Annotated in this window: 17 protein-coding genes; 12 read left to right on the plus strand and 5 right to left on the minus strand. The window is 56.6% G+C overall.

Features of this window, described 5'->3' with window-relative positions; translation table 11 throughout:
• Positions 1-11: 11 nt before the first annotated feature.
• The 4 genes from paaI to paaF are packed head-to-tail and all read right to left on the minus strand — an operon-like array spanning position 12 to position 3,552.
• A complete protein-coding gene (gene paaI, locus ABIE60_RS03195; protein WP_354467722.1) occupies positions 12-467 on the minus strand; it encodes a hydroxyphenylacetyl-CoA thioesterase PaaI in 456 nt (151 codons plus the stop codon).
• On the minus strand, positions 464-1,969 hold the full coding sequence (gene paaH / locus ABIE60_RS03200; RefSeq protein ID WP_354467724.1) for a 3-hydroxyacyl-CoA dehydrogenase PaaH: 1,506 nt from the start codon (positions 1,967-1,969) through the stop codon (positions 464-466). Before paaH ends, paaI begins: the two co-directional genes overlap by 4 nt.
• Before the next feature lie 3 nt (positions 1,970-1,972).
• Positions 1,973-2,764, minus strand: a complete 792-nt coding sequence (gene paaG, locus ABIE60_RS03205) for a 2-(1,2-epoxy-1,2-dihydrophenyl)acetyl-CoA isomerase PaaG (protein WP_354467725.1) — start codon at positions 2,762-2,764, stop codon at positions 1,973-1,975.
• A 5-nt stretch (positions 2,765-2,769) separates the two neighbouring features.
• Positions 2,770-3,552: a 2,3-dehydroadipyl-CoA hydratase PaaF gene (gene paaF / locus ABIE60_RS03210; protein WP_354467726.1), complete on the minus strand. Its 783-nt coding sequence runs from the start codon at positions 3,550-3,552 to the stop codon at positions 2,770-2,772.
• A gap of 404 nt (positions 3,553-3,956) precedes the next feature.
• Between paaF and paaN the strand changes: the two genes are divergently transcribed.
• The 5 genes from paaN (at position 3,957) to ABIE60_RS03235 (ending at position 9,077) form a co-directional block, all read left to right on the plus strand.
• Positions 3,957-5,627, plus strand: a complete 1,671-nt coding sequence (gene paaN / locus ABIE60_RS03215) for a phenylacetic acid degradation protein PaaN (RefSeq protein ID WP_354467728.1) — start codon at positions 3,957-3,959, stop codon at positions 5,625-5,627.
• Positions 5,628-5,638: 11 nt separating this feature from the next.
• Positions 5,639-6,424 carry an enoyl-CoA hydratase-related protein gene (locus ABIE60_RS03220; RefSeq protein ID WP_354467729.1) on the plus strand — a complete coding sequence of 262 codons (786 nt, stop codon included), beginning with the start codon at positions 5,639-5,641 and terminating at the stop codon, positions 6,422-6,424.
• Positions 6,425-6,570: 146 nt separating this feature from the next.
• Positions 6,571-7,317, plus strand: coding sequence for an SDR family oxidoreductase (locus ABIE60_RS03225; protein ID WP_354467730.1), 747 nt, complete (start codon positions 6,571-6,573; stop codon positions 7,315-7,317).
• Between the two features lie 44 nt (positions 7,318-7,361).
• Entirely contained in the window at positions 7,362-8,027 is a 666-nt protein-coding gene (locus ABIE60_RS03230) for an HAD-IA family hydrolase (RefSeq protein WP_354467732.1), read from the plus strand.
• A gap of 9 nt (positions 8,028-8,036) precedes the next feature.
• Positions 8,037-9,077 carry a S49 family peptidase gene (locus ABIE60_RS03235; RefSeq protein ID WP_502914937.1) on the plus strand — a complete coding sequence of 347 codons (1,041 nt, stop codon included), beginning with the start codon at positions 8,037-8,039 and terminating at the stop codon, positions 9,075-9,077.
• On the opposite strand, the gene ABIE60_RS03240 is transcribed toward ABIE60_RS03235, so the two are convergent.
• Positions 9,069-9,662, minus strand: coding sequence for a Maf family protein (locus ABIE60_RS03240; protein WP_354467733.1), 594 nt, complete (start codon positions 9,660-9,662; stop codon positions 9,069-9,071). The two genes, ABIE60_RS03235 and ABIE60_RS03240, sit on opposite strands and share 9 nt — an antisense overlap.
• Before the next feature lie 212 nt (positions 9,663-9,874).
• On the opposite strand from ABIE60_RS03240, the gene ABIE60_RS03245 reads away from it, so the two are divergent.
• From ABIE60_RS03245 to fabF, 7 genes are all read left to right on the plus strand, one after another.
• Positions 9,875-10,309: a YceD family protein gene (locus ABIE60_RS03245; protein ID WP_354467735.1), complete on the plus strand. Its 435-nt coding sequence runs from the start codon at positions 9,875-9,877 to the stop codon at positions 10,307-10,309.
• 17 nt (positions 10,310-10,326) lie between these two features.
• A complete protein-coding gene (gene rpmF, locus ABIE60_RS03250) occupies positions 10,327-10,506 on the plus strand; it encodes a 50S ribosomal protein L32 (protein ID WP_091823987.1) in 180 nt (59 codons plus the stop codon).
• Between the two features lie 2 nt (positions 10,507-10,508).
• Complete coding sequence (plsX, locus tag ABIE60_RS03255) at positions 10,509-11,552, plus strand: phosphate acyltransferase PlsX (RefSeq protein ID WP_354467737.1); 1,044 nt, start codon at positions 10,509-10,511, stop codon at positions 11,550-11,552.
• Between the two features lie 93 nt (positions 11,553-11,645).
• A complete protein-coding gene (gene fabD / locus ABIE60_RS03260; protein ID WP_354467739.1) occupies positions 11,646-12,575 on the plus strand; it encodes an ACP S-malonyltransferase in 930 nt (309 codons plus the stop codon).
• Positions 12,576-12,600: 25 nt separating this feature from the next.
• Entirely contained in the window at positions 12,601-13,344 is a 744-nt protein-coding gene (fabG, locus tag ABIE60_RS03265) for a 3-oxoacyl-ACP reductase FabG (protein ID WP_354467741.1), read from the plus strand.
• Positions 13,345-13,526: 182 nt separating this feature from the next.
• Complete coding sequence (acpP, locus tag ABIE60_RS03270; protein WP_010323864.1) at positions 13,527-13,760, plus strand: acyl carrier protein; 234 nt, start codon at positions 13,527-13,529, stop codon at positions 13,758-13,760.
• Between the two features lie 94 nt (positions 13,761-13,854).
• Complete coding sequence (fabF, locus tag ABIE60_RS03275; RefSeq protein WP_354467742.1) at positions 13,855-15,093, plus strand: beta-ketoacyl-ACP synthase II; 1,239 nt, start codon at positions 13,855-13,857, stop codon at positions 15,091-15,093.
• Positions 15,094-15,103: the final 10 nt, after the last annotated feature.

Here is a 15,103-nt window from a genome sequence, read left to right on the forward strand (position 1 = left end):
TGGGTTTCTCCTCAGGCCGTGGTCTCGTCTTCCGGAATGACACTACCCTTGATCTGGTAGGACTTGCCGCGGAAGAAAGCAAGCTCATCATTATTCTGGTTATAGACAGTGATGTCATACACGCCGGTGCGTCCCTTGCGTTGACGCTCCTGTGCAACCGCGGTGAGGCGATCACCGAGGAAGCCCGGTGCGACATATTCAATGCTGCAGCCACTGGCAACCGTTACTTTATTGTAACTGTTGCAGGAGTGGGCAAAGGCCGTGTCTGACAGTGCGAAAATAAACCCGCCGTGGCACATGCCGTGACCGTTCAGCATGTCCTTGCGTACCGTCATGCTCAGACGCGCATAACCGGGGCGAGTCTCGTCAATGCTGATTTCAAGACCCTGAGCCGCATAATCGGTGGTATGCATCGCTTCGCTGCAGGCGATTGCCAGCTGTTCCGGTGTCATTTCGTGGGCGCTCATGCCTTGCGACCTCCCGCAACCTTGCGCAGCAGCAGCGGAGAGGGGCGGTAACGGTCTTCACCATAGCTGGCACCCAGGTTGCGCAATACATTCAGGATGCGGCCAAGTCCGACTTCGCTGGCCCAGCTGATGGGGCCGCGCGGGTAGTTGACACCACCCTGCATGGCAATATCGACCGCTTCTGCGTTACAGACCTGCTGGTTTACGGCGTCAAAGCCTTCGTTAGCCAGCATCGCCAGTGTACGCATCACGATCATGCCCGGTACGTCATCAATGATGCTGACGGCCTTGCCGGCAGCCTGGAACAGGCCGATGGTTTGACGAATTGCGCTGTCTTCAGCCTGATCGGCTGGTGCCAGTGCAATTCGCGTGGCAGCGGTATAATCCAGTGCCAGATCGAACTGGATCAGGTTGCGATGACCTGACTCGGAAGCGCGTGCGGTACTGAACTGACCATTGGTCAGCATCAGCGTGGCATCACCCACACGGATGCGGCCGTCACCTTCGGTGCGGATCACTTCAACACCGGCGTCTTCAAACAGTGCTGCCAGAGGCTCAGCCACACCCAGATCACCCTCGAAGGTAACGCTGGCGGGTTTGTCTGCGGGCTCGGCAGTTTGCGGCTGGGGTTTCTCGGCACCTTCACTGTAATCATAGAAGCCCTTGCCGCTCTTGCGACCGAAGTGGCCGGCATTGACCAGTTCGAGCTGAATCAGAGAGGGCAGGAAACGCTGATCGTTGTAGTAGGCCGCGAATACGGAGGAGGTCACCGCGTAGTTTACGTCATGACCAATCAGATCGGTCAGCTCGAACGGCCCCATGCGGAAACCGCCGGCCTCGCGAATGACCGCGTCGATGGTCGCGTTATCCGCTCCGCCTTCCTGGGAAATGCGGAAGCCTTCGGCATAGAAGGGGCGGGCAACGCGGTTGACGATGAAGCCCGGAGTGGACTTGGCATGGACCGGCTTCTTGCCCCAGCTGGCAGACAGTGCATAGATTGCATCGGCCACGTTCGGGTCGGTATCCAGTCCACTGATCACTTCGACCAGCTTCATGATCGGTGCCGGGTTGAAAAAGTGCATGCCGACCAGATTCTGCGGGCGCTTCAGTGTGCTGCCAATGGCGGTCACGGAGATGGATGAGGTGTTGGTGGCCAGTACCGTGCTGTCGGAGCAGATCTCTTCGAGCTGACCGAACACGCTCTGCTTGACGTCCAGACGCTCGACAATGGCTTCGATGACGAGGGCGGCAGAGGCCATCTCCTGCAGGGAGGTGATGGGCGTGATACGCCCCACCAGCGCGTCAACCTCTTCGGCCTGCATCTTGCCACGTGCCACCAGTTTCTGCAGTCCCTTGGCCACGCCATCGCGACCGCGTTCGGCCGCGCCTTCGGCGGCGTCAAACAGCAACACCTGATGGCCGGCCTTGGCAGCCACCTGAGCGATACCGGCACCCATCGTGCCGGCACCGATTACACCAATAACGGATTGAGTATCAAACATCGTTTACTTGCCTTTGAATTCGGGCTGACGTTTTTCCATGAAAGCCTTCACGCCTTCACGGTAGTCTTCGGTGCGGCCTGCCAGAGTCTGCAGGTCACGCTCCAGGTCCAGCTGTTCATCGAAGCTGTTATTCCAGCTGGACTGAATGGCGCGCTTGATCAGGGCCAGCCCCTTGGTCGGCTGGGTAGCCAGACGTTTGGCAAGGCTGAGCGCCTCATCCTTCAATTGCTCGTCATCGACAACCTGCCAGATCATGCCCCAGCTCTGAGCCTGCTCGGCGCTGATCTTGTCACCCAACATGGACAGAGCCATGGCGCGGGCGTGACCGACCAGACGCGGCAGTGTCCAGGTGCCACCGGAATCCGGTACCAGGCCGATCTTGCAGAATGCCTGAATGAAAGAGGCAGAGCGCGCCGCCAGTACGATGTCACAGGCAAAGGCGATGTTGGCGCCTGCACCCGCCGCAACGCCGTTCACGCCACAGATAACCGGCATTTCCAGACCCTGCAGGGTACGGATCAGCGGGTTGTAGTTCTTTTCAATCGACTCGCCCAGGTTGGGCATGTCAGCATTCGGATCCACGTTGCGGTCACTCAGATCCTGACCGGCACAGAAGCCACGGCCGTTACCGGTGATCAGCAGACAGCGGACACTGTCATCTTTTTTCACCTGTTTCAGTGCATCGCGAACTTCGCCATGCATCTGAGTGTTGAAACTGTTCATCCGATCGGGACGATTCAGGGTCAGTACTGCAACCCCTTCGGTAATTTCAAATTCGATGGTTTCGTATGCCATGGCGATTATTTTCCTGTGAAGTTCGGTTTACGTTTTTCCATGAACGCGGCGATGCCTTCATTGCGGTCTTCAGTGGCGGCCAGCAATGTGAAGGCCTTGCGCTCAAGGCTTAGGCCGCTGTCGAGCGTTGTATCATAGGCCTTGAGCAGAACTTCTTTGGCCTGACGCACGGCGATCGGCGGTTTGGTCGCGATCTTGCGCGCCAGTTCGGTCGCACGCTCGAGAGAGCGTTCAGGGATGGTGACTTCACTGATCAGGCCGAAGTCGCGGGCCTGAGCAGCGGATATGAATTCGCCGGACAGCACCAGCTGCATCGCCATCGATTTGCCGACGGTGCGAATCAGTCGCTGGGTGCCACCTGCACCGGGGATAATGCCGAGATTGATTTCAGGCTGGCCGAACTGAGCGTTGTCACCGGCAACCACAATATCGGCATGCATCACCAGTTCACAGCCGCCACCCAAGGCAAAACCGTTTACTGCAGCGATCAGTGGTTTCGGGAACTGGGCGATGCGACGCCAGTGCAGTACACGGGGGTCATTCAGAACGCCTACCGCATCCAGTGCCGCCATCTCCTTGATGTCGGCGCCGGCGGCAAAGACTTTTTCATTGCCAGTGATGACAACAGCGCGGACACTGTCATTGTCGCTGCACTGCTGGAGTACGTCCGCCAGCTCGCTGAGCAACTGGGTGCGCAGCGCATTGTAGGCTTCCGGACGGTTGAGGGTGATGGTCAGAACACCATCAACGACCTCAGAAACAAGAATGTCCTGATACTCGTGTTGCATAGAATTACCGTCATCTGTGTTTTGTTATTTTACGCACCGGGCAAACCGGCTAAGCTTGAGGGTGCGTCTGCCATAGTGGCAACAATCATGGGGCCTGCAGCTTGCGCATATATAAGTTGTAGTAATCCGGCAAGGCAGCCCGACAGTGGCGCAAGGTTAACCTAAAATCGAAAAGAGATACAATATTTAGCACCTATATTGTTCTTTTCGTATCACAATCTTTGTTGTATCGTGTTGGATCATAACGACTACTATAGTCATGATCGCGCGCAGATGCTGCCATCACCGGCAGTAATGCTTCTGATCATTGCGTATGCAGCCATGCTGTTAACGTATGCAGAATACATAACCAGAATAAGCCTGCGCCGTAACAGATCCGGCGTTCAGCACAATGGGAGACCCTGATGAGCGAGAATCTTTTTGCCAAGCATAAAGCGACTCTGGATGGCGCACTGAAAGCGATCCACAGCCGTGATTACTTCAGCCCCTGGTCTGAGAACCCGAGCCCCCGTGCCTATGGCGAAACGGCTGCCGCAGATGGCGAGGCCGCATTCAAGGCTCATCTGAATCAGCCATTTGAACTCGACATGCCGGGTGTCAGTGGTCGCACCGGTGCCGAGGTGTCTCCCTACGGTATCGAGATGAATATTCAGTACCCGACCGTGGATATGGACAAGCTGCTGCCGGCGATGGAAGAGGCCCGCAAGGCCTGGCGCGATGCCGGCGTGGAAGGTCGTACCGGCATCTGCATGGAAATTCTGGATCGTCTGAACAAGCGCAGCTTTGAAATTGCCCATGCCGTGATGCATACCTCAGGTCAGGGTTTCATGATGGCGTTTCAGGCCGGTGGTCCGCATGCGCAGGATCGTGGTCTTGAAGCCGTTGCCTACGGCTATGAAACCATGGCCAGCGTGCCGTCTCAGGCAACCTGGACCAAGCCGCAGGGCAAACATGACCCGCTGGTCATGGAGAAGAAATTCACGGTGTGCGGTCGTGGTGTTGCACTTGTAATCGGCTGCTCTACCTTCCCGACCTGGAACACCTACCCGGGCCTGTTTGCGTCTCTCGTGACGGGTAACCCTGTTGTGGTCAAGGCTCATCCGGCTGCCGTGCTGCCGGCGGCGATCAGCGTCAAGGTTGCGCAGGAAGTGCTGAAAGAGCAGGGTCTGCCGCCGCATATTGTCTCCCTGTTCGTGGATGCCGATGCCGCCAAGCCGGAAACCATGACGCTGGCTCAGCGTCCGGAAGTGAAGCTGATCGACTTTACCGGCAACACCGCGTTCGGTGACTGGCTGGAGCAGAACTGCCCTCAGGCACTGGTGTATACCGAAAAGGCGGGTGCCAACACCATCGTCATCGACTCCACCGATGACTTCAAGGGCATGGTGCGCAACCTGGCGTTCACCCTGAGCCTGTATTCCGGTCAGATGTGCACCACGACTCAGGATATCTTCGTACCGAAAGACGGTATCGAGACCGACCTGGGCCATAAGAGCTTTGATGAGGTCGCTGAAGCGATCTCAACGGGTGTCACCAAGTTCCTGTCTGATCCTGACCGTGCCGCCATGGTGCTGGGTGCGATCCAGTCCGAAGCCACCGACAAGCGTATCGATGACAGCAAGGCGCTGGGTACCGTCGTGCGTGATTCCGAGCGTCTGACGCATCCGCAGTTCGAGAATGCGCGTGTACGCAGCCCGTTGATCATGACCATCGATGCTGCAAAAGAGGATGTATGGGGTCAGGAGCTGTTTGGTCCGATCAGCTTTATCGTGCGCAGTGACAGTCGTGACCACAGCATTGAGCTGGCGCGCAATATCGTTAAAAAGCACGGTGCCATCACCATGGGCTGCTACAGCAGCGACGATGCTCAGCTGGAGAAGATCGAAGAGGCGGCGCTGGATGCCTGTGTGGCGTTGAGCGTCAATCTGACCGGCGGTGTATTCGTTAACCAGAGCGCGGCGTTTAGTGATTTCCACGCTACCGGTGGCAACCCGGCGGCCAATGCCAGTCTGACCGACTATGCATTCGTCTCCAACCGTTTCCGCTTCGTGCAGAGCCGTCGTCACCCGAAGTGAAAGGAGTGATCATGGAATTTGAAACTGTTCTGGTGGAGGTGCGTGACGGTGTGGGTATCGTCACGCTGAATCGCCCCAAGGCGATGAATGCCCTGAATCTGCAGCTGACTTCCGAGCTGGGTCAGGCGGTTGATGCGCTTGAGGCGGATGAACGTGTTCGTTGCATCATGCTGACCGGTGGTGAGCAGGTGTTTGCGGCCGGTGCCGACATCAAGGAGATGAAGGAGCACAACTTCGCCTCCCTGTATGCGTTGAACTTCCCCTACGTGACGCGTGACTGCTGGCGTGCCATCGATGAGGCGCGCAAGCCGATCATCGCTGCCGTGGCGGGTTTTGCACTCGGTGGCGGGTGTGAAATGGCGATGGCATGCGACTTCATCATTGCCGCTGAAACAGCCCGATTTGGTCAGCCGGAGATCGGTATCGGCACCATGCCGGGTGCCGGCGGTACTCAGCGTCTGACCAAGGCGGTGGGCAAGGCCAAGGCGATGGAGATGTGTCTGACTGGCCGCATGATGGATGCGGAAGAGGCGGAGCGCAGTGGTCTGGTATCGCGCATCGTACCGGCTGAAGAGCTGCTCGAAACGGCATTCAAGACTGCGCGCAAGGTTGCATCCAACTCGGCTCCAGCTGTCAGCATGATCAAGCAGGCAGTGAATATGGCAGTAGATGCGCACCTGGCGGATGGCCTGCGCCATGAGCGTCATGCCTTCCAGTCGACCTTTGCTTTTGAGGACTGCGCCGAGGGTATGAATGCTTTCGCCGAGAAGCGCAAACCTGAGTTCAAGCATCGCTGACTCCTGATCGAAGCTTGTCAAAAAACCGCTGTCGCCTGCGCCAGCGGTTTTTTTGTTCAGGGCTGACGGTGGACGCTGTTTGGGCCATGGGTCAGAATAGGCCTGCCTGGATGTTGCAACTCTGTTTGAATTAATTGGGTATCTTGATGAAGTTAAAAGGAAAACGCGCCTGGGTGACCGGTGCAAGCTCGGGGATTGGTCAGGCTGTTGCTCGCTCGATGGCTGCCGAAGGGGCCGAGGTTGTGCTATCGGCCCGTCGTGCCGATCGATTGCAGTCACTGGCGCAGGAGCTGAGAGAGAAGGGGGCAGTGGTACATGTCGAGCCGGTCGACGTATCTGATCGTGCCGGTATGGAGGCGCTGGGTGAGCGTCTGGTGGCGTTGGGTGGTGTCGATATCCTGATCAATAACGCCGGCACCATGCCGATCAGTCCGATCATTAACGGTCGTGTTGATGAGTGGGAGCAGATGATCGATGTGAACATCAAGGGCGTACTCTATGCCATCAACGCTGTCTATTCAGGCATGGCGGAACGCAAGCAGGGCCATATTGTCAATGTCAGCTCAATAGCGGCACGTACTACCTACCCCAGTGCAGGTGTCTATGCCGGCACCAAGCATGCGGTCAGGGCGATTTCCGAAACCCTGCGCAAGGAGTCGATCCGATTTGGTGTGCGTGTGACCGATATACAGCCGGGCTCGGTTGATACCGAGCTGCCGGACAGCATCGGCCATGACAAGATTCGCGGCATCGTCAAAAGCAACATGTACGGTAATGACTCGGCCATGCTCAGGCCCGAGGATATCGCCAACGGCATAATGTATGCGCTGTCGCAGCCCGAGCATGTTGATGTGGGTGAGCTGCTGATCTGGCCAACGCGGCAGGAAAACTGAGACGCGGGCAGACACGCTTGCAGTGTGATTTTAAGGAGTCTGGCTTGTACAAGCTGCTGATTTTTGACTGGGACGGCACCATAATCGACTCGACTGGGCGCATTGTTTCCAGTATTCGTGCTGCGGCACGAGACCTTGAGCTGCCGCTGCCCACGGAAGAGGCGTCGCGCGATATCATCGGGCTGGGTTTGCCGGAGGCGCTCAGAATTCTGTTTCCGGCCTCGGGTGACGAGGTTATTGAGCCCATGACCCGGCAATATGCCCACTATTATCTGGGTGCAGATGAAACACCGACTGCGCTGTTTCCCGGAGTGCAGCATACGCTTGAAAGCCTGCACTGCAAGGGGTATCGGTTAGCGGTTGCAACCGGCAAAAGCCGTCGCGGGCTTGAGCACGTATTTGCCGAAACAGGTCTGGGCTGGCTGTTTGAGCTTTCGCGCTGTGCGGATGAAACAACCTCCAAGCCAGACCCGCACATGCTGCATGAGATTCTTGAGCAGACTGGCGTGGACCGGCATGAGGCGCTGATGATCGGTGATACCGAATACGATCTTGAGATGGGCAGTCGCGCCGGAATCGATACGGTAGCGGTCAGCTATGGTGCTCATCATATTGACCGCCTCAAGGTGCTCAGACCGGTCAGGGAAGTGCACCACTTCCCTGAGCTGGAGCAGTGGCTTGATGGCCTGCGGGACAAACTTATCAGTTGAGGGATTAATGTGAGCGACAATCATTGGGGTGAGCCGGGAGAAACGGGCCGGTCACAGGATGCGGAATCATCAAAAATAACAACGGATGCAAAGGCAGCGGATCGCCCGAGTACGCAACGTGAGTGGCGTCTGATTGAAAAAGTCGTCAACAGTCTGAATGTTGAACACAGACGCGCGCGTCGCTGGGGTATCTTCTTCAAACTGCTGACATTCTCGTATCTGTTTGCACTGTTGTGGCTGTTCTGGTCCAGCAGCAGTTTCAATGCGGAGGATGTGGTGCCGCAGGCGCATACGGCCGTGGTTGAGGTGTCGGGGCCGATCATGGATGGAGAAGAGGCCGGTGCCGATGCCATCATTACCGCGCTGCGCAATGCCTTCAAGGCGGATCGCAGTCATGCCGTGGTGATGCGGATCAACAGTCCCGGCGGCAGTCCGGTGCAGTCCGGCTATGTCTATGACGAGATCAAGCGCCTGCGGGAACTGTACCCACAGAAAAAGCTCTATGCGGTGATAACCGATATCGGTGCCTCCGGAGCCTATTACATGGCCGCAGCAGCTGATGAGATCTATGCCGACAAGGCCAGTCTGGTTGGCTCAATCGGGGTAATCTCATCCAGCTTTGGCTTTGTGGAGCTGATCGACAAGATCGGTGTTGAGCGTCGCACCCTGACCGCCGGTGAGAACAAGGCGTTCCTTGATCCGTTCAGTCCGCTCAAGGATGAAGATCGTGAGTTCTGGCAAACGGTACTGGAAACCACACATCAGCAGTTTATTCGCCAGGTGAAAGAAGGGCGTGGTGATCGGCTGAAAGGGGGTGATGAGCTGTTTTCAGGGTTGATCTGGACGGGAGAGCAGGCGCTTGATCTGGGGCTGATTGATGGTCTTGGCAGCACATCCATGGTGGCGCGTGAAGTCGTGGGTGTGGAGAAGCTGGTTGATTATACCGCTCGACCGCAGCCGCTGGAACGTATTATCGAGCGGCTGGGTATTGGTGTTGCCAAGCAATTGGCGCTGGAGCTCGGATTGGGCTCTGAGCAGGTGTTACGCTGAAATCTGGAAGACGTTGACCCCTTCCTGCTCAAGCATTCGGACCAGCTCGATCAGTGGCAGTCCGATCAGGGCGTTGGGGTCATCCCCTTCGAGGCGTTCAAAGAGTACAATGCCGCCTGCTTCCGACTTGAAGCTGCCGGCACAGTTGTAAGGCTGCTCATGTTGCAGGTATCCCTCGATCAGTTGATCGCTGAGCGGGCGGAAGTGCACATGGTAGGGCGCAACCGCCAGCTGATGCTGCCCTGTGGTGGTATTCAGCAGGCAAAGGCCGGTCAAAAAGGTCAGTGTGCGACCCGATGCGTTTTGCAGCTGCTGGCGAGCACGTTCGTGCGTGCCGGGCTTGCCGATGATGTGGTCATCGAGCACAGCGACTTGATCACATCCGATGACCAGAGCGTTCTTGAAGGTGGGTGCCACCGCCTGAGCCTTTTCCAGTGCCAGGCGAGCGACCAGATCTGCAGGCGCTTCTGTCGGTATCGGAGTTTCATCAATGTCGGGGTGCTTGGTGCGGTAGGGCAGGCCAAGCTTGTCGAGTACCTGGCGGCGCCAGGGTGAGCTGGAAGCAAGAACAAGGTTGGGCAACATGGGATATCCTTACACGACTGCGAAATAAAAAACCGGTCGTGCCCATGTTAACCCTAAAATTAATCCCTGAAACCCCTATTTTCTTTGACAGGACGGGGTTCTGACCATAGAATTGCGCGCTTATGTCGTACGGTCCATTACCGAAGAAAGTTGACCCTCGCAAACTGGCGGAGCGGGAAGCCGAGTTTAAAGGCACAGCGAAAATTGCTGACATGCCAAGACTGGCCTCCTGTCTTGTGGATGATGAAGGTACCGTTGAGGTCCAGATCCGGTTTGCCAAGGATGAACAGCGCTTGCGGGTTATCAGTGGCGAAGCGCATGGCAGGGTCCGCATGACTTGTCAGCGCTGTCTTGAGCCCGTCAGTGTCGAGATTGATGCATCGCTCAATCTTGCCGTGACACTGACAGACGAGCAGGCACAGAATCTGCCCCGTTGCTATGATCCCTTGATCATGGAAACGGACGAGATTGAACTGCTGCCAATCATCGAGGATGAGTTGATGCTGAGCCTGCCGCTCGTGCCCTTTCACGATGATTGCAGTATTCAGACCTCGTTCGGTGACGCAGAGACGGCCCGGACGCAGGAAGAAAAACCAAACCCTTTCAGTGTATTGGCCCAGCTTAAAGAAAAGGCCGATAAGAGTTAAACCAGGAGCTATATACCATGGCAGTACAGCAGAACAAAAAGTCTCGTTCAAAGCGCGATATGCGTCGCTCTCACGATGCACTGAGCGGCCCGACTCTGGCTGTAGACGCAACTACCGGTGAAGTACACCGTCGTCACCACGTCAGCGCTGACGGCTTTTACCGTGGTCGTCAGGTCATCGCCCAGGGCGACGAGTAAGCTTGACGGCTAAGTATTGCATCGCGGTTGATGCAATGGGCGGGGACTTCGGTCCCCGTGTTACCGTTCCTGCTGCCATTGATGCCTTGCGGCGTCACCCCTCCCTCCGGATTCTTCTGGTTGGCAGGCAGGAGCAGATAGACCCCCTGATATCCCGTTACGCTCAATCTGAACCCGATCGCCTCTCTGTTGCTCATGCCGAGTCTGTGGTTGCCATGGACGAAAAGCCTGCGCTTGCGTTGCGCCGTCGCAAGGATTCTTCCATGTATCTCGCTCTGCAGGCTGTTGCTGATGGTCGTGCTCATGCCTGTGTCAGTGCAGGTAACACGGGAGCTCTGATGGTGCTGGGGCGTGGCATTTTGCAGACTTTGCCGGGTATTGATCGGCCGGCCATCACCTCGGCTGTCCCGACCGTAAATGGTCACTGCTATATGCTGGACCTTGGTGCCAATGTGGATTGTACCGCCAGTCACCTGCTGCAGTTTGCCATCATGGGGTCGGTTATGGTCAAGGCGGTGGAAGATATCGACCGCCCGCGTGTGGGGCTGCTCAATATCGGTGCTGAAGAGATCAAGGGTAATGAGCAGGTGCGACTGGCCTCTCGCCTGCTGGCGGAGCAGAAGCAACTCAATTACGTTGGTTTTGTCGAGGGCGACGGTGTCTTTACAGGCCAAGCGGATCTGGTGGTGTGTGACGGTTTTGTTGGCAATATTGCACTCAAAAGCAGCGAAGGGCTGGCAAGGCTGATCAGCCGCAAGCTGCGGCGCAGCTTTGGCCTTAATCTCTATCGTCGCCTGTTGGCAGTGCTGGCCCGGCCTGTGCTGCAGGAGTTACAGGCGCAGCTGGATCCCGGTCGCCGTAACGGCGCGAGTTTGCTCGGGTTGCAGGGGATCGTGGTCAAGAGTCACGGTGGTGCCAATCGCAGCTGTTTTGGCTACGCGCTGGATCAGGCGGTCTCAGAGGCACAAATGAATGTGCCGGAACGTATCAGCGAGCAGCTTGAGCTCTATCTGCAAAGCCGTGACGGCAGTGCCAAAACGTTCTAATTACATCCGAATGTTGTACACTTACCCCCTTTGAGCGTCCTTGTGCAGCAGCATTGAAGGGCCAAGTCACTTGTGTGCAGAAATGGGGAAGCCATGTCTCAATCGCTTGCTTTCGTTTTTCCCGGCCAGGGGTCTCAACAGCTGGGTATGCTGTCCGAACTGGCTGCGGATCATCCGGTTATTCAGGAAACCTTCGCAGAGGCCTCGCAGGCGCTGGGCTTTGATCTGTGGGATATGACCCAGAATGGCCCGGAGGAAGCACTTAACAGTACCGAGAATACTCAGCCTGCGCTGTTAACGGCAGGTGTTGCGCTGTGGCGGCTGTGGCTGCAGCAAGGCGGTGCTCAGCCGACTGTCATGGCTGGTCATAGTCTTGGCGAGTACACGGCGCTGGTATGTGCCGGAGCGATGAGCCTTGCGGATGGTGTTCGTCTGGTCAAATTGCGCGGAGAGTACATGCAGCAGGCCGTGCCGGCCGGTACGGGTGCGATGGCTGCGATTCTGGGTCTCGATGATGATGCTATTGCAACAGCCTGCGAATCGGCTGCAGAGGGTGCCGTGGTATCACCCGTGAACTACAATTGCCCGGGGCAGGTTGTCATTGCCGGTGAAAAAGCCGCCGTTGAGCGTGCCATTGAGGCGTGTAAGGCGGCCGGTGCCAAACGTGCAATTCCGTTGCCTGTCAGTGTGCCGTCACATTGTGCTCTTATGCGTCCTGCGGCAGATCAGATGGCCGAGGCGATGAGTGCGATTGAACTGCAGATGCCGCGTATTCCGGTAGTGCAGAATGTCAGTGCCGATGTGGCATCTGATCTGGACAGCCTTAAAAACAACCTGCTGCAGCAGCTTTACAGTCCGGTGCTGTGGACCGCTTCGGTACAGAAAATGGCCGGCGATGGCATTGAAACACTCATCGAATGCGGTCCGGGCAAGGTGCTGACAGGCTTGAACAAGAAGATTGATCGCGCGCTTGCGGGTGTGTCGATCAGTGATCCGGCGGGCCTTGAAAAGGCGCTGGGCTGAGTATTCAGACGATTGGGAAGGCAGAATGAGTATTGAAGGAAAAGTGGCGCTGGTAACGGGCGCAACCCGAGGCATTGGCAAGGCGATAGCAACCAATCTGGCGTCTCAGGGCGCGGTGGTGATCGGTACGGCAACCAGTGAAAAGGGTGCTGATGCGATCAGCGCCTACCTGGCTGAAGTGGGCAACAAGGGCAGTGGTATGGTGCTGGACGTGGCGGACGCCGCTTCCGTTGATGCCGTGCTGAAGCGGATTCAGGCCGATTTTGGCACGATTGAAATTCTGGTGAACAATGCCGGCATCACGCGCGACAACATTCTCATGCGGATGAAAGACGACGAGTGGGATTCGGTTCTGAATACCAATCTGACCTCTGTCTATCGCCTGGTCAAGGGTTGCCTGCGTGGCATGACCAAGGCCCGCTGGGGACGCATTATCAGCGTCAGTTCCGTTGTTGCATCCATGGGGAACGCAGGGCAGGCCAACTATGCCGCCGCCAAGTCAGGCATGGAAGGCTTTACCCGCGCGCTGGCCCGGGAGGTTGGTTCTCGTAACATTGCGGTCAACTGCGTCGCCCCTGGGTTTATCGATACCGATATGACCGCAGGGCTGGCCGATGAGCACAAGCAGAGCCTGCAGTCCCAGATTCCGATGAGTCGCCTTGGGCAGCCCGAAGAGGTGGCCGCTGTAGTGGGCTTCCTGGCGGGTGATGGCGGAGCCTATGTCACCGGTGATACCATTCACGTGAATGGCGGAATGTACATGTCCTGATCAGGGACAAAGGCGGACATCACAAAAATTTGTTTTTTCCGCCGATTTGTTGATAATTGGCCGTCAGCTGACGGTAAATGAAATTCAGACCGTCACGCTTGTTGCCAGAGCGTAATGGGTTTTCTAAAATTCCATGTCGCATCCTGCGATGTGATGGTGTTGAGAAGAAAATAGGAAGAGATATGAGTAACATTGAAGAGCGCGTAAAGAAAATCATCGCTGAACAGCTGGGCGTTAAAGAAGAAGAAGTTGTTAACTCTGCTTCCTTCGTTGAAGATCTGGGTGCCGACTCCCTGGATACTGTTGAGCTGGTAATGGCGCTGGAAGAGGAATTCGAGACTGAAATTCCTGATGAAGAAGCTGAAAAGATCACGACTGTTCAGCTGGCGATCGATTACATCAACGCTCATCAGTAATCAATCCCGACCGAATTAGCCGAAAAGCCGCATCTATATGCGAATATAGTGCGGCTTTTCTTTTGTACAGGCCTTCGTTGGCTGGAGGAGTAGGATGTCTCGCAGAAAAGTTGTTGTGACCGGTATTGGTCTGCTGACACCCGTAGGCAGTGCCGTTAAGGACACCTGGAGCAATATCCTGGCCGGTAAGAGCGGTGCGGCACCAATCGATTTTTTTGACGCTTCCCAATTCGCAACTCGCTTCTCTGCTTCGGTCAAGGACTTTGACCTTGAGCCTTACATGAGCCCCAAAGAGGGGCGCAAAATGGATCTGTTTATTCAGTACGGAATGGTCGCTGCAGCCCAGGCCATCGACGATTCCGGCATTGAAGCCAGTGACGCCAATGCTCACCGTATCGGATGCGCCATCGGTTCCGGTATCGGTGGCTTGCCGATGATCGAGAAAACCCACGATATTCTTAATGGCAGCGGCCCGCGCCGGGTCTCGCCGTTTTTTGTACCGGGCAGCATCATCAACATGATTTCAGGCAATGTGGCGATCAAGTACGGTTTCCGTGGGCCCAATATTGCGATCACGACTGCCTGTACCACAGGTACTCATAACATTGGTCACGCCATGCGCATGATTCAGTATGGTGATGCTGATGTAATGGTGGCTGGCGGCGCTGAAATGGCTACAACCCCGCTGGGGGTGGCCGGCTTCTCGGCCGCTCGTGCACTGTCGACTCGTAATGATGCTCCGCAGGCGGCAAGCCGTCCGTGGGATCGTGATCGTGACGGCTTTGTACTCGGTGATGGTGCCGGTGTTCTGGTGCTGGAAGAGTATGAGCATGCGAAGGCGCGTGGTGCACATATCTACTGTGAGCTGTCAGGCTTTGGCATGAGTGATGATGCATTTCACATGACGGCTCCGCCGGAAAATGGTGCGGGCGCCGCTTTGGCGATGCAGAATGCAATCAATGATGCGGCCATCAGCCCCGATATGATTCACTATATCAATGCTCACGGCACGTCTACGCCGGCGGGAGATATTGCCGAGTCCAATGCTGCCAAGCGTGTCTTGGGCAGTGCGGCCGAGCAGGTGCGGATGAGTTCAACCAAATCGATGATTGGTCATCTGCTGGGCGCGGCAGGTGCTGTCGAAGCGGCATTCTGTGTTTTGGCACTGCGTGACCAGATCGCTCCGCCCACCATCAACCTGGACAACCCGTCCGAGGGATGTGACCTGAACTATGTGCCGCATGAGGCGCAGAGTTGCCGTATCGACGCGGCCATGTCGAACTCGTTCGGCTTTGGTGGCACCAACGGCACCCTGATCTTCAATCGGCTCTAAGGAGGCGGGA

This window comes from Marinobacterium sp. MBR-109, assembly GCF_040547565.1.
GTDB lineage: Bacteria > Pseudomonadota > Gammaproteobacteria > Pseudomonadales > Balneatricaceae > Marinobacterium.

What these genes read in the sequence shown, in the direction of transcription:
- paaI (WP_354467722.1), bottom strand. Translation starts at nt 467, where the DNA reads ATGAGCGCCCACGAAATGACACCGGAACAGCTGGCAATCGCCTGCAGC.
- paaH (WP_354467724.1), bottom strand. Translation starts at nt 1,969, where the DNA reads ATGTTTGATACTCAATCCGTTATTGGTGTAATCGGTGCCGGCACGATG.
- paaG (WP_354467725.1), bottom strand. Translation starts at nt 2,764, where the DNA reads ATGGCATACGAAACCATCGAATTTGAAATTACCGAAGGGGTTGCAGTA.
- paaF (WP_354467726.1), bottom strand. Translation starts at nt 3,552, where the DNA reads ATGCAACACGAGTATCAGGACATTCTTGTTTCTGAGGTCGTTGATGGT.
- paaN (WP_354467728.1), top strand. Translation starts at nt 3,957, where the DNA reads ATGAGCGAGAATCTTTTTGCCAAGCATAAAGCGACTCTGGATGGCGCA.
- ABIE60_RS03220 (WP_354467729.1), top strand. Translation starts at nt 5,639, where the DNA reads ATGGAATTTGAAACTGTTCTGGTGGAGGTGCGTGACGGTGTGGGTATC.
- ABIE60_RS03225 (WP_354467730.1), top strand. Translation starts at nt 6,571, where the DNA reads ATGAAGTTAAAAGGAAAACGCGCCTGGGTGACCGGTGCAAGCTCGGGG.
- ABIE60_RS03240 (WP_354467733.1), bottom strand. Translation starts at nt 9,662, where the DNA reads ATGTTGCCCAACCTTGTTCTTGCTTCCAGCTCACCCTGGCGCCGCCAG.
- ABIE60_RS03245 (WP_354467735.1), top strand. Translation starts at nt 9,875, where the DNA reads ATGCCAAGACTGGCCTCCTGTCTTGTGGATGATGAAGGTACCGTTGAG.
- rpmF (WP_091823987.1), top strand. Translation starts at nt 10,327, where the DNA reads ATGGCAGTACAGCAGAACAAAAAGTCTCGTTCAAAGCGCGATATGCGT.
- fabD (WP_354467739.1), top strand. Translation starts at nt 11,646, where the DNA reads ATGTCTCAATCGCTTGCTTTCGTTTTTCCCGGCCAGGGGTCTCAACAG.
- fabG (WP_354467741.1), top strand. Translation starts at nt 12,601, where the DNA reads ATGAGTATTGAAGGAAAAGTGGCGCTGGTAACGGGCGCAACCCGAGGC.
- acpP (WP_010323864.1), top strand. Translation starts at nt 13,527, where the DNA reads ATGAGTAACATTGAAGAGCGCGTAAAGAAAATCATCGCTGAACAGCTG.
- fabF (WP_354467742.1), top strand. Translation starts at nt 13,855, where the DNA reads ATGTCTCGCAGAAAAGTTGTTGTGACCGGTATTGGTCTGCTGACACCC.